A 20,318-nucleotide genomic window follows, 5' to 3' on the forward strand; every position below is an offset into this window, starting at 1 on the left:
AAAATAATGCACAATTAATTCATTAAATAACAAAGAGTTATGACTAATTATGGAAAGGTATGTTATCCATCAAGGAAAATATGACGCTTATACGACATTAGTCTAAATCAACTTGAAGAAAACAACTTATATATAAGAAACAAAAGGTTAAAAACATCAATGTAATATGTGATGTACAGACACTGGCTAAATCTGTGGTAAGGTAAAGACACGTTGATTTAACAAGAATAACAATGACAGCTGCACTCATTCTGGTCTCACTGAGTTACATTGGCCTTCTGTTCTGGCTAGCCAACTGGGGAGATAAAACCACACCATTGGCGATGCGGATCACTCACCACCCCTTTGTGTATGCGTTTTCACTGGGCATTTACTGCACGTCTTGGACTTATTATGGCTCAGTCGGCACCGCCGCTGAAAGTAGCTGGCACTACTTACCTATTTTACTTGGGCCAGCCTTGTTATTTTTCTTCGGTCATGGTTTTTTACGTAAACTTATTTTGGTCAGTAAAAAGCAAAACATTACCACCATTGCTGATTTTATTTCCGCGCGCTATGGCAAACGCCAAGCCACAGCCGTCATGGTCACTATGATTGCGCTGCTAGCAACCATTCCCTATATTGCACTGCAACTCAAAGCGCTCAGCAGCAGTTTTTTACTACTTCAACAAGGTTCGCTACTCTCTGGTAATGCACTGGCGCTGACCGGCACGCTCGTTATGGCGTTATTCGCCATCTTTTTTGGTACTCGAAAAGTAGATGTAACTGAGTATCGCTCAGGCTTGATGTTAGCCGTTGCATTCGAATCCATTATTAAGTTCATCGCGCTGGGTGCGGTGGCGATACTTGCCATAATAGCGCTGCTGAAGGTCCAAGATAGTGGTACAATTAACATCAAACATTGGCTCAATTTTGATGCGTTTAGCTTCAACTTTGTGGGTCAAAGTCTGATGGCTGCAGCAGCCATTGTTTGTTTACCTAGACAATTTCATGTCACCGTAGTGGATAACCAAGATAGCCGCCACTTGCGCACCGCTCGCTGGGCATTCCCGCTATATTTATTACTTATCGCCGCAATGATTATTCCGATCGCAACGGCTGCAATACACCCTCAAATTGGTGCTAATATAGCAGCCGACAGCTTTGTATTGGCACTGCCGTTAATGCAAGATCACCCGCTCATTACTACCTTTGTGTTTATTGGCGGTCTATCTGCTGCCACAGCGATGATAGTGGTTGCAACACTTACGCTCAGCACTATGCTCTCTAACGACGTGGTACTGCCTTTACTACTTAAAAGAAAGCTAAAACGCAGTGCCCTGACCCGCAACTACAAAACCCCCATTTTATTGATCCGCCGCGTTATTATCGCTGCTATTTTATTGTTGGCGTATTTATACCAGCAATGGTTTGGCCACGGCGAAGCTTTGGCGAACATGGGACTGGTGGCATTCTCTTTGGTTACACAGCTACTGCCCGCAATTGTCGGTGGCTTATATTGGCGAAAAGGTCACGCGTATGGCGTTTATGCAGGCTTATTAGCCGGTTTCATCTGCTGGACGCTATTTTTGATGCTGCCAGTGGTGGGCACAGGCATTGCGCTCGATTATGAACTGCGACAAAGTATCATCACCAAAGGAACGCTCATTGCCTTATCTGCCAACATTTTCTGTTATATCAGCTTTTCACTGGCCGCACATGAACGCTTAATCGATAAAATTCAGGCCGCCGCGTTCGTTTACCCTAAGGAGCAAGCAGGGTTTGCAAAACGCATGGATAAGAATATCAAAGCCAGTGTGTATGACTTTAAGGTGTTACTCCAAACATTTCTCGGCATTCAGCGCTCAGGACAACTCCTAAGCCAATATGCACAAAGTAATAATATTGATGATAATAATGCTTACCCCGATGCAGATTTTATCGCCTATTGCGAACGAGCTCTGACTGGCGTACTTGGCGCCTCCTCAGCGCAAGCCTTGATCCATACCGTGGCCTCTGGCAAACAAATGGCCTTTGAAGAAGTGGTTAACTTCTTCGACGAAACCACACAAGCCCTACAATTCAATCAAAACCTACTCTACACCTCTTTGGAAAACCTTAGCCATGGTATTTCTGTGGTCGATAAAGAGCTAAATTTGGTTGCTTGGAACAAGCGCTACAGTGAGATGTTTGACTACCCAGATGGCTTTTTAGAAGTGGGTCTGCCCATCGAAAAGGTTATTCGCTTTAACGCGCAAAGGGGGGAATGTGGGCCGGGTGACATAGAGCGGCTCGTTGACAAGCGAGTACAACACCTGCGTAACGGCACGCCACATCACTTCATTCGTCATCGCCGCGATGGACAAGTATATGAAATGCGTGGTAATCCACTTCCTGAAGGAGGCTTTGTCACCAGCTTCTCTGATATCACTATGCACATCAACACACAAAACGCGCTTGAAGAAATTAATATGGACTTGGAGAACCGTATTGAAGCGCGCACCCAAGAAATTCGCACCATCAACACAGACTTACAGGCGCAAATCACATCTCGAATAGCAACGGAGCAAGCCCTGATGGCTGCTAAAAAAGAAGCTGAGCGTGCCAATGACAGTAAAACCCGCTTTTTAGCACTAGCCAGTCACGATATCTTACAGCCACTTAATGCTGCCCGTTTATACCTGGCTGCCATTGATGAACAACCATTGAGTCACCAGGATAGAAGTAATTTTGACAAGCTCGCGGATAGCCTAGACTCTACAGTTCACCTGATGTCTGCCCTATTAGACATCGCCAAATTAGAACAAGGTGCAATGCAACCCTCGCCGCGACATTTTTGTATTGATGACATTCTCGGCCCTTTAGCCAATGAATATGCGATATTATCCAGCGACAAAGGGTTACAACTTAAAATGCGCAGCAATCACGCGATAGTGCACAGCGACATCACCTACCTGCGCCGGGTAGTCCAAAACCTCGTATCAAACGCGGTGAAATATACTGAGCATGGCAAAGTACTGATTGCCTGCCGCAACCGAAAACACAGTTTGAGGCTGGACGTTTGGGACACAGGCCCTGGCATATCACAACATCAACTTAGTAAAATATTTAATGACTTTTACCGTATTCAAAACAACGACAATAAAGGCGTAGGATTGGGGCTAGGGGTTGTCAAACGGTTATGCGATCTACTCAGTCTTGAATTATCCGTACGCTCTTGGGTTGGCAAGGGCAGCTGTTTTAGCGTCACCATTCCAATAGGCGATGAGCAATTGGTAGAGCAGAAAGCTCAATCTGGCACACAATTGTCAGATATCGATAGAAACTCCCAATTACATGTTATTGCGGTGGATGACGACCCTAAAAATCTGCAGGCTATGGCAAGTTTACTGAATAAATGGCACATAAAGCATAGCCTATTCTCTCACTCATCTGATGCTATCGACTATGCCAAGGCCCACGCAGCCCCAGATATTATTTTAATGGATTATCAACTTGGTGAAGAACAAGATGGCATCACACTAGTAAAAACTTTGCGAGATATTTGGCAACGCCCTGTTCCTGCTATCTTAATCACTGCAGTACGAGATGACACCTTAAAGCGGCACACCAAAGCCGAAGGTATTCACTATTTGAGTAAACCAATAAAACCCGCCAAATTAAAGGCGCTGCTCAATTACAGTATTTAAAACAAAAAGGGCATTTTTAGGTAAGAGTGTCATCCTTACTTCTTTTTAATGAACCTCCACCCACAGCCCTTATGAATACTTTCATAAAATCATTAGTTTCAGTCAGTTAGATGAAAAACCAGTTGTTACACCAATGTTTCGGTGTTAATTTTGCGTAACTAAAGCTCAGAGGAGGGAGCGCGCCATTAATGAAAAACAATACCCATACACGGCGAAAAAAAGTAGACGGTTTTAGGGCTGAAGTACAAGCTTCAATCCGGATTCTTAGACATGAAAAAGGCTGGACGCAAGCGCAGTTGGCACAGAAACTCAATGTTGATCAAGCCAGTATCAGCAATTATGAGTCAGGAAAAACCGATTTGAGTTACGCTCAACTGTTTGAGTTGTTCCTTATCTTTGGTAAGGATATCACAGGTACTTACTTTAATTTTTCACAAGCCCAGCATGTCAAACCAGTGGATACAAAAACTCCTAATAACGGGAAGGATGATAAATAATGAATATTTACGCATTAATAGACTATATGCCTATAGCATTTGTAATTATTGGGCTATGTATGACGTGGAAGACAGCAAGTGCCAGATGGTTTTTCATATTCTATCTCATAATTGAAATATTAGGATTAGCTATGACAGATATAGTCCTACAGTGGAACACTCACTTCTATATATACTGCGTTTTTATAAGCCTTGTATTTTTGCTTCCCGTTGTATATCGTAAACGTCTTGCTATATGGTTATATAGTAAGACAGGGTATGAATATTTTAATAACGTAATCCAAACGCATCGCTTTGTACCACAAGAAGCCGGAATTATTTGCATTATACTATTGTTATGCTTAGTAAATTTTGCAACTTGGATAGAAGTTTTACTCTATAAATATAGCTTTTTAAGTACTGCACCAATTAAGTTATTTATCAGAGACAATACTGTATTCTTAGGCAAGGTTATGATCAGCGTTACAATGCTAAGCTATGCGTCTAGAGCAAAATTTAGGGAGAAATTTATCCATGATGAAAATTGTTAGCTCAGAGCTACTAAAGCTTATTAAAGGAGGCAATGGTGGCCCTACTGACGGACCAGCGCTTCCTCAGCAAGCTAGAACCAAACCACTCGGCGGATAATTGTCTTTTATAAAGCCACAACCGTGGCTTTTAATCTTCCTGTATTTTGTAGCCATATTCTTCTGAAACTCCATTTTACCGTTATCCAAAAAAACCTCATTATTTTGCAATTTATAGTTAACCAAACCAGTTTCGATTGCTAATATGCTAAACCCCCACGCTAAGTGGGGTGAATACAGGAATGAGGAAAATGAACTATATACTTACCACGCAATGTGCGGATGGGGTTGGACTAATAGCCAAAATAACCAACCTTTGTTTTAAGCATAATTTAAATATTACGCGCAATAACGAATTTGTTGACCGCGAGGGTTCGCGCTTTTTTATGCGTACCGAGTTAACCGGTGAGCCTAGCGAGCAGTTCTTATCACAACTAAGAGGACAACTTCCAGAGGGGGCTCAGGTTGCACTTCACCATGGTGAAAAAACCAAAGTGGTATTGCTGGCAACCAAGGAAGCGCACTGTCTTGGTGGCGTACTACTTAAACAATACGAAAACGCCATGAATATTGAGGTACTGGCGGTGATAGCCAACTATCGCGATCTCGAACCATTAGTTAAAGGGTTTGGTATTCCGTTTCACTGCGTACCACACACGGGCCTTGGCCGCGTAGAGCATGATGAAAAGATGGCAGAGGTAATAGAACAATATCAGCCGGATATCGTTGGACTTGCTAAATACATGCGCATTCTTAGCCCCGAATTTGTGGCGCGCTTTAGTAATCAAATCATCAATATTCACCATTCATTTTTACCCGCATTCATTGGTGCTAAGCCCTATCATCAAGCATTCGAGCGTGGCGTAAAAATTATTGGTGCCACAGCGCACTTTGTGAATGATGAACTCGATGAAGGACCAATTATTGTTCAAGATGTGACACAGGTGAGCCACGCCAATGATGCCGACACTATGGCAAAAATGGGCCGAGACATTGAGAAAACAGTGTTTTGTAAGGCAATTCAGTTAGCATCTGAACACAAGGTATTTATCAATGGTAATAAAACCGTTGTGTTTAGCTAAGTTATAGCTATCAAAACGATGAAAAAGCGCTGTGGCGCTTTTTTTATGCTTGTGTATCGATGGGCTCGAGTTGTAGTTTTGAAGCAATCAACACCGCTTGAGTTCGATTGTACACCCCGAGTTTTCTAAAGATTGCCGTAATGTGAGCTTTAACCGTTGCCTCAGAAATATGTAACTCAAAAGCAATTTGTTTGTTCAACAATCCTTCATGTAAATATTGAAGTACCTTAAATTGTTGTGGTGTTAAAGAGGCAACCTGCTGTGCGAGCGCTTTGTCTTCATGTTCAATATTTGCCACTTTGTCTTTGATGTTATCAGGTAACCAGTTGTCACCCGCAAGCACAGTGTCGATTGCCATAGTTATGTCTTGAGGTGATGAAGACTTAGGAATAAATCCCATAGCCCCATATCCCATCACTTTTGAGATAACTGTCAAATCTTCACTGCCAGATACCACCACCACAGGGAGGCTCGGAAAGTCCTCTCTAATTCGGATCAAACCATAGAGGTCACCACTGCCGGGCATATGTAAGTCCAGAAGTAATAAATCTAATTCGTCCTGTTTAGCCAAAGTTGCTAGCGTGGCTTCAAACGTATCGGCTTCAAATACCGTGAGCGTATCGAACTGATTTTGTAATGCGCCTTTCAACGCCGCTCTAAATAACGGATGATCGTCTGCAATTAAAAACTGATTCATATTTGCTCCTAACAATTCGGCTGTCATCGTGACCGATGACAGCCGATATAGTCGTTTAGAATTTAATGAAATTCAAGCTTTTAACGCTCAATTAACGATTTAAGCGGTTTTCTATCAGTTCATCAACGACACTTGGATCGGCTAACGTTGAAGTGTCACCGAGTTGCTGATATTCATTGGCAGCAATCTTGCGCAAAATACGGCGCATAATTTTGCCTGAACGCGTTTTTGGTAAATTTGGCGACCACTGGATCATATCTGGTGATGCGATAGGACTAAGTTCCTTTCTTACCCAGTTGCGTACATCTTTAGTCAATTCATCCGTTACGACTACTCCTTCGTTAGGGGTAATGTACACATAAATACCCTGACCTTTGATGTCATGTGGGTAACCTACCACAGCCGCTTCTGCTACCGACTCATGTGCAACCAATGCGCTTTCAATTTCAGCGGTGCCCAATCTATGCCCTGACACATTGAGCACATCATCTACGCGGCCTGTGATCCAATAATAACCATCTGCATCCCGTCGACAGCCATCACCTGTGAAGTAAACACCAGCATAAGCCGAGAAGTACGTTTGCTCAAAACGCTCGTGATCACCATAAACTGTGCGCGCTTGTGACGGCCAGCTATCTAATATCACCAGATTACCCTCAGCCTCGCCAGACAATTCGTTTCCTTGTGCATCAAACAAGGCTGGAGCTATACCAAAGAAGGGCCTAGTTGCAGAGCCTGGTTTCATATCGGTCGCACCTGGTAATGGTGTGATCATGATGCCACCCGTTTCAGTCTGCCACCATGTGTCTACAATTGGACACTGACTGTTGCCAATGTGCTCATGGTACCAAGACCACGCTTCTGGGTTGATAGGCTCACCAACCGAACCCAACACTCTTAAACTTGTGCGTTTAGACGAAGCCGTTGCTTCATCTCCTTTTGCCATGAGTGCCCGAATCGCGGTTGGAGCGGTATAAAGAATCGTGACATTATGTTTATCAACCACCTCACCAATACGCCCAGAGTTAGGATACGTTGGAATACCTTCAAAAAGAACTTGTGTACACCCATTCGCAAGCGGTCCATAAGCGATATAACTGTGCCCTGTGATCCAGCCCACATCCGCACTACACCAATACACATCATCTTCTTTTAAATCGAACACATATTCGTGGGTCATCGAAGCATAAACAAGGTATCCCCCCGTCGTATGCACAACCCCTTTTGGTTGACCAGTCGACCCTGAGGTATAAAGGATAAATAATGGGTCTTCTGCATCCACAGGTGTTGGCACACACACAGGCTCAACGTCCGAGGTTAACTCATGCCACCATACGTCATGTGATTGCCATTGCACTTCGCCGCCGGTCAATTGGTGAACGATTACATGCTCTATATTTACACCAGGCTGAGAAAGTGCTTCGTCTACATTGGCTTTAAGAGGTACACAATTGCCACCACGACGGCCTTCATCAGAGGTGATCACCACTTTTGCGCCAGAGTCCTTAATACGATCAGCAATGGCTGATGGTGAAAAGCCGCCAAATACCACGGAGTGAATAGCCCCAATACGCGCACATGCTTGCATTGCATACACCGCTTGTGGAGTCATTGGCATATATATAGCGACTCTATCACCCTTGCCAACGCCTAATTTTTTCAAGCCATTTGCTAACTTCGCCACTTCATCGTGTAACTGCTGATAGGTAATATGTTCACTGTGTGCTGGGTTATCTCCTTCCCAGATCAGTGCTACTTTATCTGCTTTATTTTCTAAGTGACGGTCAATACAATTATAAGACGCATTTAGCTGACCGTCTTCAAACCACTTAATGCTTATATGACCTTTATCGAAAGAAGTGTTCTTCACCTGTGTGTATGGCTTTGACCACGCAAGGCGTTGCCCATGTTCAGCCCAAAATCCTTGCGGATCCTCAATTGACTGCTTGTACAGCGTGTTATATTTATCGTTATCAATGAGTGCATTGTTCTTGAAAGCTTCAGGAACCGGATAAATGCTCTGTGACATAGTCATCTCCATTTTAATTTACTTGCCGCTAGGCTTTGTCCAAGGATCACTCAGCAAAGGCTGTGAAAGTATTAGACCTTAGTTGTAGACATGGATGACTTTAACTTGCTACATGAAATTATCTCAAGCCTTTTGTTTTCATAAGCTAACCCCTGATAGCCCCTAAACAATCACAAAAAGTTAATAATAAGCAAAGAGTTATTAAAAATTTATGCGGTTCTACTTATGACTTGTGAGATTAGCTAAACAATATTTGTAACACCTTAGTCGTATAGACCAATGGGTAATTGAGTAATTACCACCCATCATCAAAAGTGAATATCGACGTTTTATACCAAGCGATAAAAATCAAACAGATAAGTCGCTTCATAGGAACAACGATTATGACAACATCACATGGCACTAAAAAATCAATAATAGCACTAAGCGTGCTGAGCTTACTCTGTTCGAGCGCAATGGCTGCGTCGATAGACCAAACAGAGGTGAACTACGGTGGTTACATAAAACTGGATGCGATTTGGAGTGACTTTTCTGACGGTTCTTTGAGCAGTGGACACATAGGCCGCGACTTCTATGTGCCTGGCACAACACCTGTTTCCGCTACATCTTCGTCCGATGCGGTATTCGATATGCACGCACGGCAGTCAAGGTTTAACCTAGCAACACGTACCAAGTTAGATGATGGCAGTGAAATTAAAACCAAAATCGAGTTGGATTTTATTGCCTCTACAGGTGGGAATGAGCGTGTTACCAACTCCTATTCACCAAGGCTACGACAAGCCTTCGTGACTTATAAAGGTTGGTTGTTTGGACAAGCATGGAGTAACTTCCAAAACGTTTCTGCGTTGCCTGAAACACTCGATTTTGTAGGTCCTGCTGAGGGCACAGTGTTCGTGCGCCAAGCCATGGTGAAATACAGTACAGGTAACTGGTCATTTTCTGCTGAAAACCCCGAAAGTACCGTAACGACTGCGGATAGCTCTCGCGTAGAAACCGATGATGCGAGTATGCCTGACTTTACCGCTCGCTACACCTACAATGCTGACTGGGGTCATTTTGCTGTTGCTGCATTAGCACGACAATTAACCTACAAAGTGGGAGCGGCAGATGAAACTGAAACATCGTTAGGGATCAGCGCTTCAGGGCGAGTGAATTTTGGTAAAAACAACCTCAAGTTCATGATGACACAAGGTCAAGGCTTGGGCCGATATGTGGGTTTAAATGTTGCTAACGGTGCTGTATTTGATGGTAATGACTTACATGCGATTGATTCAACTTCAGGTTTTGTTGGCTATCAACATCATTGGAATGAGCAATTCCGTTCAACATTTTTATACTCATTCTTTTTAGCTGATAACGATGAAAGCTTATTAAGCATCACTGGCAATCCAACCAAATCCAGCCACAGTTATAGTGCCAACTTGCTATATTCACCAGCTAAACAACTCACTTTTGGCATTGAATATAAAGTCGCCACTCGAGACACTGAAGCGAATATAGACGGTGACCTAAATCGTTTACAGCTTTCAGCGAAGTATGTGTTTTAGTACATAGACCTTACAGAGTTATACTCCCTGTTGAATTGGCTTAGAGTCACAGTACTTAGCCTCAACAATAAAAAAGCCCAGCAATGCTGGGCTTCTTACGCTTAATTGTTGTTACTTATAGCTCAGCATCCGTTGCAGCTAATGCCGGTTCTTCACCTTCTTCAGGCTTGATGGTCGCTTGCAGTAAAAGCATCTCTCTTAATTTGCCCTCGATCTCGTTAGAAATCTCTGGGTTATCTTTTAAGAATTTAATCGAGTTTGATTTACCCTGACCCACTTTACTGCCATTGTAGCTATACCAAGCACCTGACTTTTCAACCAGCTTATGCTTCACACCTAAGTCAATTAACTCACCATGTTTTGAAATCCCTTCACCATACATGATAATAAACTCAGCTTGCTTAAATGGTGGTGCCACTTTGTTTTTAACTATCTTAACGCGGGTTTCATTACCTACGACCTCATCGCCTTCTTTAACAGAACCAATACGACGAATATCAATACGAACAGACGCATAAAACTTAAGTGCGTTACCACCCGTTGTAGTTTCTGGGTTACCAAACATCACACCAATCTTCATACGAATCTGGTTGATGAAAATACACAATGTATTTGAGCGTTTAATATTTGCCGTTAATTTACGTAACGCCTGTGACATCAAACGGGCTTGCAAGCCAACATGCGCATCCCCCATATCACCTTCAATTTCAGCTTTTGGTGTTAATGCTGCTACCGAGTCAACGATAACCACATCGACAGCACCTGAACGTACTAACATATCGCAAATTTCAAGCGCCTGCTCACCAGTATCTGGCTGTGAAACTAAAAGTTCATCAACGTTTACGCCCAGCTTCTCAGCATAGACTGGATCCAAAGCATGTTCAGCATCAACGAAGGCACAGGTTTTACCTTGTTTTTGTGCTTCTGCGATAACTTGCAACGTTAATGTGGTTTTACCTGATGATTCTGGACCATAGATCTCAACGATACGGCCTGTTGGTAGACCACCTATACCCAACGCAATATCAATGCCCAATGAACCGGTAGAGATAGATTCAATGTCTAATGCTTGGCTGTCGCCTAGCTTCATGATTGAACCTTTACCAAACTGACGTTCAATTTGTGATAAAGCGGCGTCGAGCGCTTTTTGTTTGTTATCGTTCATTTGCTTCTCCAATCTAGCGTAATGGGCTCAGTATACTGTATAGAATCACAGTATCAAGTACATTTTTAGGGTTGAATCAATGAAACAGTATTTTTTAGAGCAAAAGCAATAGCTTGCAATCTAATATAACTACGATCACCAGAAAAAACCTGTTCATAGGTGCTCACCTGCCCGCGTATATTGATGGCAAACCACACCAGTCCAACAGGCTTATCATCCGACCCACCACTAGGCCCAGCGATGCCGGAAACAGCTATCGCAATATCCGCATTAGCTTGCTTTGCTGCGCCTGTGGCCATTTCCCTTACCGTCTGTTCGCTCACAGCACCAACACTGTTTAAGGTTTGCTCATTGACACCCAACAACGCGTGCTTGGCGCCATTACTATAGGTGACAAAACACCTGTCTACGTATGCTGAGCTGCCCGGAGTATCCGTCAACGCATAGCTTATTCCACCGCCCGTACATGACTCGGCGGTAGTGATTGTCAGACATTTATCCGTTAAAATAGCGCCCAACTGTGCAGCCAGAGTCTTAATCTCTTGGTTTAGCTCCATATTCAACCTCTTAGGTAGATGCATGTCGATAGATTTATATTCAGAACATACTATAAAACAACAAACCCCCATGATGCAGCAATATCTTAGGATTAAGGCTGAGCACCAAGATATTTTATTGTTCTATCGTATGGGCGACTTCTATGAACTGTTCTTCGATGATGCTATTCGTGCCGCACAATTATTAGATATCTCCCAGACTCATCGTGGCAAAGCATCTGGTGCCCCCATTCCTATGGCTGGCGTGCCCTATCATGCTGTTGAAAACTATTTGGCACGTTTGGTACAAATGGGCGAGTCAGTTGCTATTTGCGAGCAAGTAGGCGATCCCGCCACCAGCAAAGGACCTGTAGAGCGTAAAGTAGTGCGCATAGTGACACCAGGCACCGTAACTGATGAAGCACTATTGCAAGAACGCCAAGACAACCTACTCGCTGCAATATGGCAAGATAAACACCATCATTATGGTGTGGCTTACCTAGATATTAATTCTGGTCAGTTTTGCATTGTCGAATTAAAGACAGACGAAGCGCTGAGTTCTACTTTACAGCGATTACAACCTGCTGAGTTGCTTTATCCTGAGTCTTTTAAAAACTTACATCTTATAGAACAGTTCAAAGGGGCTCGCCGTCGTCCCGATTGGGAGTTTGACCTAGATACGGCTAAACATCTGTTATGTCAGCAGTTTGAAACCAAAGATTTAATTGGCTTTGGTGTCGAGCAAGCTCATACGGCTTTGATTGCCGCAGGTTGTGTGATGCAATATGTAAAAGATACACAACGTACTGCTTTGCCACACATTCGCGCGATCACCCTAGAAAAAAATGAGCATGCTGTTATTTTAGATGCCGCAACGCGTAAAAACTTAGAGCTGACGCTTAATTTATCAGGCAGCATAGACAACACCTTAGCGCAAATACTGGATAAAACGGCCACCCCCATGGGGTCACGTTTGTTGAAACGTCGTATTCATACACCCATACGTAACCGCCAAGAACTCAACGCTAGACTCAATGCAATTTCAAGCCTAATAGAAACGCAATTATGTTTAGATACCTACGAGGCGCTCAAACAAATTGGTGATATTGAACGAGTTGTGGCGCGTTTGGCCCTATGCAATGCAAGACCCCGTGACCTAACAAGACTAAGAAGCGCCCTACAAGCACTTGAGCCATTGCATCAATTGCTACAAGAAAGCGATGATGAGCGGATCGCACAAATCTGTGCCCAATCCCCCACGCTGCCTAAGCTCCAAGACTTGCTGGAACGTGCTATTATCGACAACCCTCCAATTCTGATTCGCGATGGCGGTGTGATAGCCACAGGCTACAATGCTGAACTCGATGAATGGCGTTCGTTAAGCCAAGGTGCTACCGACATTTTAGAAAAGCTTGAAGAACGAGAGCGACAGCGCACCGGGATCAGCACACTGAAAATAGGCTACAACAAAGTACATGGATTCTATATCGAGATCAGCCGTGCAAATTCTCATTTGGTGCCAGCAGATTATATTAGACGCCAAACTTTGAAAAACAATGAACGCTATATCATTCCTGAGCTTAAAGAGCATGAAGATAAGGTGCTAGGTAGCCAAAGCAAGGCATTAGCACTTGAAAAGCAATTATATGAACAGCTGTTCGAGTTTATCGCACCTTATCTAGAACAATTACAACTCATGGCAGCCGCTTTGGCTGACTTGGACGTATTAAATACGCTTGCCGAGAGAGCGCAAACATTAGACTACTGTAAACCAACACTCACAGAAGATAACCAATTACACATCGAAGAGGGTCGCCACCCTGTTGTCGAACAAGTCAGTAAAGAGCCGTTTATTGCCAACCCTGTTCACCTTAATACACAGCGCAAGATGCTTATTATTACTGGACCAAACATGGGTGGTAAATCAACCTATATGCGTCAAACTGCATTGATTGTTCTTATGGCACACATCGGCAGTTATGTGCCAGCCAGATCGGCTAACATAGGGCAAGTGGATAGGATCTTTACACGTATTGGTGCCAGCGATGATTTAGCTTCAGGCCGTTCAACATTCATGGTAGAGATGACCGAAACTGCAACGATTCTCAACAATGCCACAGAACAATCCTTGGTGTTAATGGATGAAATTGGTCGCGGCACCAGTACCTACGATGGTCTTTCTCTAGCCTACGCAACAGCCGACTACCTAGCTCGTCAACTAGGGGCTAAAACCTTATTTGCCACACACTATTTTGAACTGACAGAATTGGCTCAACAACAGCCTGGACTGGTAAATGTGCATTTGGATGCGGTTGAACATAACGACACCATTGCTTTTAAACATACTGTTATGGAAGGTGCTGCGAGTAAGAGCTTTGGTCTACAAGTTGCTGGCTTAGCCGGCGTGCCAAAACCTGTACTGCAACTTGCAAAACAAAAGCTCACTCAGTTGGAGAATCATCAAAGTGTGGTTGAGCCTATGCCTACTCAGCAGTCACTCCCATTGTCCGAACCTACACCTTCTAAAGTTGAACGGGCACTGCATGACATTGATCCAGATGAATTAAGTCCAAGAGAAGCACATGCGCTGCTCTACCAGCTAAAACAAACATTGGGCTAACACCATTAAGAAAACAAAAAACCACCTGAAAAGGTGGTTTTTTTTGCAACATCTATTTAGCTAGAAGTTTATAACTGTTCGAACAAACTATCTGTACTTAGCCCCTCATGTTGCAAAATATCTTTTAAGCGTCTTAATGCTTCAACCTGTATCTGACGCACGCGTTCACGAGTTAGGCCAATCTCTCTACCAACATCTTCCAAAGTAGAAGGTTCATAGCCCAACAGACCAAATCGTCTAGCAAGCACTTCTCGTTGTTTGGGGTTCAACTCTCCTAACCAGTCAACGATATGGCTATTGATGTCATTGCTCTGCACCTCACTTTCAGGGCCATGACCTTTTTCATCAGCGATTATATCTAACAGCGCCTTGTCATTGTCACCACCAATCGGTGTATCTACTGAAGTGATTTTTTCGTTTAAGCGCAGCATCTTAGTAACATCTTCTACTGGGCGATCTAAACATTCTGCGATCTCCTCAGCAGTTGGCTCATGATCAAGCTTCTGCGTTAACTCCCTTGCTGTACGTAAGTACACATTCAACTCTTTCACCACATGAATAGGTAAACGAATTGTGCGTGTTTGGTTCATTATAGCGCGTTCTATGGTTTGTCTAATCCACCAAGTTGCATATGTCGAAAAACGGAAACCTCGCTCTGGATCAAATTTTTCGACAGCTCTGATTAAACCAAGATTGCCTTCTTCAATCAGATCAAGCAATGCTAGACCTCGATTGTTATAGCGGCGTGATATTTTTACAACTAAGCGCAAGTTACTCTCTATCATGCGCTTACGTGATGCTTCGCAGCCTTTCAACGCTTTTCGCGCGTAATAAACCTCTTCTTCCGCACTTAACAACGGTGAAAATCCAATCTCTCCGAGATAAAGCTGAGTTGCATCTAAGTTTTTGACATTTTCATCTTTGGCGAAGATATCGTCATCGTCATCAATGTCTTCCAACAATTCGGCTTTTGAGCTATCTACTTCGAGCTCGTCGAGCTTATCATCAAAATCGTCCGTTTTTTTGGTTTTAACATTTGCAGTTTGAGCCATACGCATCCTCCCAAGTGATTGAATAGTAGCGCTTTTAGCTATGCAGCGACGCCACTACTTACTTGGCAAATATTTAACCGGATTAACAGCTTGGCCTCTAAAACGAATTTCAAAACGTAACGCTGTTTTAGTGGCATCTGTACTACCCATTTCGGCAATTTTTTGCCCAACTTTAACTTTTTGCTGCTCAGTAACCTCTAACTTCGAGTTATGTGCATAAGCACTGAGGTAATCGTCATTGTGTTTCAAAATGATCAAATTACCGTATCCTCTCAAGGCACTGCCAGCATATACCACAATTCCATCAGCAGCCGCCTTTACTGGTGCCCCTTCAACATTGGTGATTTGAAGTCCTTTATAACCATTTTCCTTACTAGAAAAATGTTTTGTCACCTTACCAACGGCAGGCCAACGCCAACGTACCTTATTGGAAAATATAACTTTAGATTCGTTGTCATTTTTACTGCTATGTTTTTGAACATACTCTCGTTGTTTTGGCTGATCAAGCTCTTTTTTCGTAATTTTGTTATTTTTTTGTTTCTTTTTACTAGACTTATCGGCTTTAATTGTGTATTTTTTGCGCTTTTTATTTTTATTTTGTGGATTCTCTACATAAATTGTTTGCCCTGGGTAAATCACGTAAGGCGGCTTAATTCCATTTATTTGCGCGATTGTCCTAACATCTTTATTTGCGCTAAAAGCAATGGCAAAAAGCGTGTCACCTTTTTGAACTTGATATTGATTATTTTTTATATGAATTTTTTGTGTCTCACTGGACTTACCAGATGATAAGCTAGTGACCGGTGCGGGAGTGTGGCGACTTGAACATCCAGCTAATAACATACAAACAGTTGTCAGTATCAACAGGTATGTTTTAAGCATTTGTCACCTTTTATGTTTATTTGTTATTTTGCGGTAGTGTAAAACTGAACAGCGCACAGTTGTAGCCATTTAAATTAAATAATATCTCCAGCAACCAAAGGCACAAACCTCACAGGTGCTAAACGATGCTCAACAAATTGCTTCCCCTTTCGTACAAACAAAGTCAGTTGTTGCTCTTGTTCTCCTAGTGGAACAATCAAAGCCCCCTCGTCTTCTAGTTGAGCCAACAATTGCTTAGGCACCTCTTTTGCTGCTGCCGTCACTATGATCCCAGAAAAAGGTGCCTTTGACTGCCAGCCTTGCCATCCATCACCATGTTTCATAGCAACATTATACAAATCAAGCATGTGCAAACGACGTTTTGCTTGCCATTGCAATGCTTTAATACGCTCGACACTACACACTTCATCAAATAACTGCGCAAGAATTGCTGTTTGATAACCTGAGCCAGTGCCAATTTCTAGCACCTTGCCAGCTACACCCACTTGCCTTAAAACTTCCGTCATCTTTGCAACAATGTAAGGCTGTGAAATTGTTTGCCCCTGCCCAATGGGCAACGCGGTGTTTTCATATGATTTATGTTTCAACACATCGTCGACAAACAAATGGCGAGGTGTACTTTCCATTACCTTGAGCACTTGCTCATCTTGGACGCCCTGAGTTTTTAGCTGTTGAACTAGCACATGAGCACTTCGTTTATAGCTACTGAGCACGGCTATTTCACCTCTTTCAACCAATTTGCCATTGCGTCTAAACTGTCATGAGCCGTCATATCAACTTTTAATGGTGTGATAGCAGCATAGCCATTGTTCACAGCATGAAAATCTGTTCCTTCGCCAGCATCACTTTCTGAGCCCAAACTACCATACCAAAACACATCTCGTCCCCAAGGGTCCTGCTGCTTCGTCATAGTTTCAGCTTTATGGCGTGCGCCAAGACGGCAAACTTTGGCACCTTTGAGTTCCGTCAGTGGAATGTCAGGAACATTGATATTAATAATCTGATCCCTAGGCAGTGGATGATTCTGTAACTGTTTAATAATATCCAACGTCATTTGCGCCGCAGTTTCATAGTGCGCTTCTTCTTTGGAGCACAAAGAAACTGCAATCGCGGGGAGACCTAAATGTCGCCCTTCTGTGGCCGCGGCTACAGTGCCAGAATAAAGGGTATCGTCCCCTAGGTTAGCGCCATTGTTGATCCCTGCAACAACCAAATCGGGGAGTTCATCCATCAATTGACTGACTCCCAAATGGACGCAATCAGTCGGGGTACCGTTAACCGAAATAAAACCATTTTCCAACACTGTGGCACGCAGCGGGTTAAGTAACGTTAAAGAGTTACTTGCTCCACTGCAATTACGGTCCGGTGCGACCACCGTTACCTGTGCGATTTGTTTTAATGCCTGATATAAAACCGCAATACCTTTGGCATGCACACCGTCATCATTACTAAGCAGAATTCGCATCAACGACCTCTTGGTTAAAGTTATCTTTGCTTGCATCACGGTGTTGTACTAACTCTCTCAATACAGCCGTTGCAAACGTCCCTTTTGGTAAACTAAACGACAATTGAATGGTATTGCTATCGATAGTCTCGACCTGTAATTGATTTGGTATCAAACGCAACGCCCGTCGCTCTGTTTTTAAGCCTAACTGGCCCAGACTCTGTTGCCAAGCACTATATGATTCTAACCATTGTCTTTCTTGCGCTACCAAGCCCTTTTCACCTTTACCAACCAGAGGCGCTGATAGCATGATATCGCCGCTGCTCAAACGGGCTATCGTTTCATCACTGATATCATCTTCAAAGAATGCATTACTGCCACTGAGTAGGAAAACTTCTCTGTGCCATGTTTTTGCTAAACCGTGTTCCGCAACACGTAAACTCACTAACTGATTAAAAATATGCGAGCGTGCTGCTGAGATAACAATGCCTCGTAGCTTCTTATCGCGGATCTGCTCTCCCGCAAACAGACGCTCCGCCATTTCAAGATTATATCCATCATGGCCAAAACGCTGCTCACCAAAGTAATTAGGCACCCCTTGACGTACCGCATTGATTCTCGACAGTATATCCAGCGGCATATCTACATTACGCAGCACGATTTTAAAATGATTGCCGCTATGACAACCGGTGCGAAGCTTACGGTTATGCCTGACTTGTTTCACAACGAATATGCTGTCACTGTTGAGCGCACTAAAATCAATGTGCTTTTTTATCGCTACTGGTACACTAAACCACTGACTACACACACCGTGACGGTCTTTTAATCCCGCATAACTTACCTCTCGAGGTACCACACCTGCGAGCTTGGCAATTTGTTTTGCAACAAACTGTGTGTTTTCGCCTTTTTTAATCACCTGCAGACAAACATGCTCCCCTTCTCCAGTAAGTGGAACATCTAAAATCTCATCGACCATAAAATCTTCTGCCGAAGTTTTAAAGTCCCCTCGTGACAAAGGTTGGCCGTATAAATAATTTAATTGCTTCATGATTTCATCAACACCACTACAGCATGGGCAGATATACCTTCCTTACGCCCCTCAAAACCAAGCTTTTCTGTAGTCGTCGCTTTGACATTCACTTGACTGATATCCGCCGCACAATCCTGCGCTAGATTCCCACGCATCGCATCGATATGAGGCCTCATTTTTGGAGCCTGAGCAACAATCGTAATATCACAGTTTCCGAGCTGGTACCCCATTTCTTGCATCTGTGCCACAACACGGCGCAACAAAATACGGCTATCAATACCCGCAAATTCCTCTGAAGTATCTGGAAAATGCTTACCAATGTCACCTAGTGCTAATGCACCTAGCAGAGCATCACACAAAGCATGAATAGCTACATCACCATCAGAGTGTGCAATAAAGCCTTGCTCGTAAGAGATCTTTTCGCCACAAATGGTTAACGGGCCATCTCCACCAAATTTGTGTACGTCAAAGCCGTGGCCAATTCTAATCATTGCTTTTACTCTCCTGCTGTTTTGCTAATAAAAAACAAGCTAAGTCATAATCTTCAGGGGTGGTTATTTTTATATTGTCGCTGCGACCGGATACAAGTTTAACAGGCTGGCGTGCCCATTCCATTGCAGACGCTTCATCGGTTATGAGAACTCCTTTGCTAAGCGCTTGCTCTAGGGCCTCTTTGAGATTTTTATAAGGAAATAACTGCGGGGTTAATGCTTGCCATAACTGCTCTCTTGGAACCGTTTCAAGGCTGTGAGTATTTCCGCGTTTTATGGTATCTTTTACTTTCGCAGCAAGAATACCACCTTCGTCATTGCGCACACATTCGTTAATCAATGTACGAATATCATCTGCCAACACCAACGGACGAGCAGCGTCATGCACTAATACCCAGTCAGGCTGCACCTCAGATAGGGCGTGTAACCCATTCAGTACCGATTCGGCTCTTTCTTTTCCACCACTAACGCGCATAATTCGTTGTTCAGAAAGCGCTAATTCACAGAAGTATTCATCATTGTCGCTGACGACAACGGCAATTTTACACAGTTCACTAAGCTCACCTAGTTTAGCTAAGGTGTGCTCAAGGATAGTTTTGCCTGCAACTTTTAGATACTGCTTTGGATAGCCAACTTGCATTCTGCTTCCCACGCCTGCGGCAGGAACAATGGCAGCAATTTTAATGGTTTGATTCATTGTGCTTTCTTGGTAAAACCCGAATAAATGTTTCGTTCTCTTTGATCATACCCAACTCATGACGTGCTCGCTCTTCAACCCCTTCTAGGCCCAGCTTGAGATCTTCAATATCCGCTTTGAGTAATTTGTTGCGCTTGGATAACTTGGCATTAAGGGCTTGATGTGAATTAACCGCACTTTTAATTTGTGTGTAATCTTGAATACCGTTATTGCCAAACCATAAACGGTACTGCAAGAACAGCGCTAGAGTCAGTAAAATCAATTGAAATAAACGCACTCGTTAGCCTCCCAAACTCAAGGCTATTGCATAATTTG

The 20,318-nt window shown here is 43.3% G+C and carries 17 protein-coding genes; 5 read left to right on the forward strand and 12 right to left on the reverse strand.

Annotation, left to right across the window (positions count from 1 at the left end):
• Window positions 1-233 precede the first annotated feature (233 nt).
• The 3 genes from BET10_RS12025 (at window position 234) to purU (ending at window position 5,813) form a co-directional block, all read left to right on the forward strand.
• Window positions 234-3,668, forward strand: a complete 3,435-nt coding sequence (locus BET10_RS12025; RefSeq protein ID WP_070985821.1) for a hybrid sensor histidine kinase/response regulator — start codon at window positions 234-236, stop codon at window positions 3,666-3,668.
• Window positions 3,669-3,856: 188 nt separating this feature from the next.
• Window positions 3,857-4,165: a helix-turn-helix transcriptional regulator gene (locus tag BET10_RS21165; RefSeq protein WP_083330520.1), complete on the forward strand. Its 309-nt coding sequence runs from the start codon at window positions 3,857-3,859 to the stop codon at window positions 4,163-4,165.
• A gap of 817 nt (window positions 4,166-4,982) precedes the next feature.
• A complete protein-coding gene (purU, locus tag BET10_RS12040; protein WP_070985823.1) occupies window positions 4,983-5,813 on the forward strand; it encodes a formyltetrahydrofolate deformylase in 831 nt (276 codons plus the stop codon).
• Window positions 5,814-5,856: 43 nt separating this feature from the next.
• Here the strand turns inward: purU and BET10_RS12045 are convergent, their stop codons facing one another.
• Complete coding sequence (locus BET10_RS12045; RefSeq protein ID WP_070985824.1) at window positions 5,857-6,510, reverse strand: response regulator transcription factor; 654 nt, start codon at window positions 6,508-6,510, stop codon at window positions 5,857-5,859.
• 91 nt (window positions 6,511-6,601) lie between these two features.
• Complete coding sequence (gene acs / locus BET10_RS12050; RefSeq protein ID WP_070985825.1) at window positions 6,602-8,539, reverse strand: acetate--CoA ligase; 1,938 nt, start codon at window positions 8,537-8,539, stop codon at window positions 6,602-6,604.
• 356 nt (window positions 8,540-8,895) lie between these two features.
• On the opposite strand from acs, the gene BET10_RS12055 reads away from it, so the two are divergent.
• The gene (locus tag BET10_RS12055) at window positions 8,896-10,086 is read left to right on the forward strand and encodes a DcaP family trimeric outer membrane transporter (protein WP_276204890.1); all 1,191 of its coding nucleotides are present in this window, start codon (window positions 8,896-8,898) and stop codon (window positions 10,084-10,086) included.
• A 115-nt stretch (window positions 10,087-10,201) separates the two neighbouring features.
• Here BET10_RS12055 and recA read toward each other — a convergent pair whose 3' ends face one another.
• Together recA and BET10_RS12065 are read right to left on the reverse strand one after the other, a co-directional pair.
• Window positions 10,202-11,251, reverse strand: a complete 1,050-nt coding sequence (gene recA / locus BET10_RS12060) for a recombinase RecA (RefSeq protein ID WP_070985827.1) — start codon at window positions 11,249-11,251, stop codon at window positions 10,202-10,204.
• A gap of 65 nt (window positions 11,252-11,316) precedes the next feature.
• Window positions 11,317-11,808 carry a CinA family protein gene (locus BET10_RS12065; protein ID WP_070985828.1) on the reverse strand — a complete coding sequence of 164 codons (492 nt, stop codon included), beginning with the start codon at window positions 11,806-11,808 and terminating at the stop codon, window positions 11,317-11,319.
• A gap of 22 nt (window positions 11,809-11,830) precedes the next feature.
• Between BET10_RS12065 and mutS the strand changes: the two genes are divergently transcribed.
• Entirely contained in the window at window positions 11,831-14,407 is a 2,577-nt protein-coding gene (gene mutS, locus BET10_RS12070; protein ID WP_070985829.1) for a DNA mismatch repair protein MutS, read from the forward strand.
• 68 nt (window positions 14,408-14,475) lie between these two features.
• Here mutS and rpoS read toward each other — a convergent pair whose 3' ends face one another.
• The 8 genes from rpoS to ftsB all read right to left on the reverse strand — a co-directional run bounded on the left by rpoS (window position 14,476) and on the right by ftsB (window position 20,280).
• On the reverse strand, window positions 14,476-15,459 hold the full coding sequence (gene rpoS / locus BET10_RS12075) for an RNA polymerase sigma factor RpoS (RefSeq protein ID WP_070985830.1): 984 nt from the start codon (window positions 15,457-15,459) through the stop codon (window positions 14,476-14,478).
• A 54-nt stretch (window positions 15,460-15,513) separates the two neighbouring features.
• A complete protein-coding gene (locus tag BET10_RS12080; RefSeq protein ID WP_070985831.1) occupies window positions 15,514-16,341 on the reverse strand; it encodes a peptidoglycan DD-metalloendopeptidase family protein in 828 nt (275 codons plus the stop codon).
• Window positions 16,342-16,415: 74 nt separating this feature from the next.
• The gene (locus tag BET10_RS12085; protein WP_070985832.1) at window positions 16,416-17,054 is read right to left on the reverse strand and encodes a protein-L-isoaspartate(D-aspartate) O-methyltransferase; all 639 of its coding nucleotides are present in this window, start codon (window positions 17,052-17,054) and stop codon (window positions 16,416-16,418) included.
• Window positions 17,055-17,056: 2 nt separating this feature from the next.
• Window positions 17,057-17,806: a 5'/3'-nucleotidase SurE gene (gene surE, locus BET10_RS12090; RefSeq protein WP_070985833.1), complete on the reverse strand. Its 750-nt coding sequence runs from the start codon at window positions 17,804-17,806 to the stop codon at window positions 17,057-17,059.
• On the reverse strand, window positions 17,790-18,833 hold the full coding sequence (truD, locus tag BET10_RS12095) for a tRNA pseudouridine(13) synthase TruD (protein WP_070985834.1): 1,044 nt from the start codon (window positions 18,831-18,833) through the stop codon (window positions 17,790-17,792). The genes surE and truD overlap by 17 nt, the downstream gene beginning before the upstream one ends.
• Complete coding sequence (gene ispF, locus BET10_RS12100) at window positions 18,830-19,306, reverse strand: 2-C-methyl-D-erythritol 2,4-cyclodiphosphate synthase (RefSeq protein WP_070985835.1); 477 nt, start codon at window positions 19,304-19,306, stop codon at window positions 18,830-18,832. Before ispF ends, truD begins: the two co-directional genes overlap by 4 nt.
• Window positions 19,299-20,003, reverse strand: coding sequence for a 2-C-methyl-D-erythritol 4-phosphate cytidylyltransferase (gene ispD / locus BET10_RS12105; protein WP_070985836.1), 705 nt, complete (start codon window positions 20,001-20,003; stop codon window positions 19,299-19,301). Before ispD ends, ispF begins: the two co-directional genes overlap by 8 nt.
• Window positions 19,987-20,280, reverse strand: a complete 294-nt coding sequence (ftsB, locus tag BET10_RS12110; protein WP_070985837.1) for a cell division protein FtsB — start codon at window positions 20,278-20,280, stop codon at window positions 19,987-19,989. Before ftsB ends, ispD begins: the two co-directional genes overlap by 17 nt.
• Window positions 20,281-20,318 lie beyond the last annotated feature (38 nt).

This window comes from Pseudoalteromonas amylolytica, from assembly GCF_001854605.1.
Taxonomy (GTDB): Bacteria; Pseudomonadota; Gammaproteobacteria; order Enterobacterales; family Alteromonadaceae; genus Pseudoalteromonas; species Pseudoalteromonas amylolytica.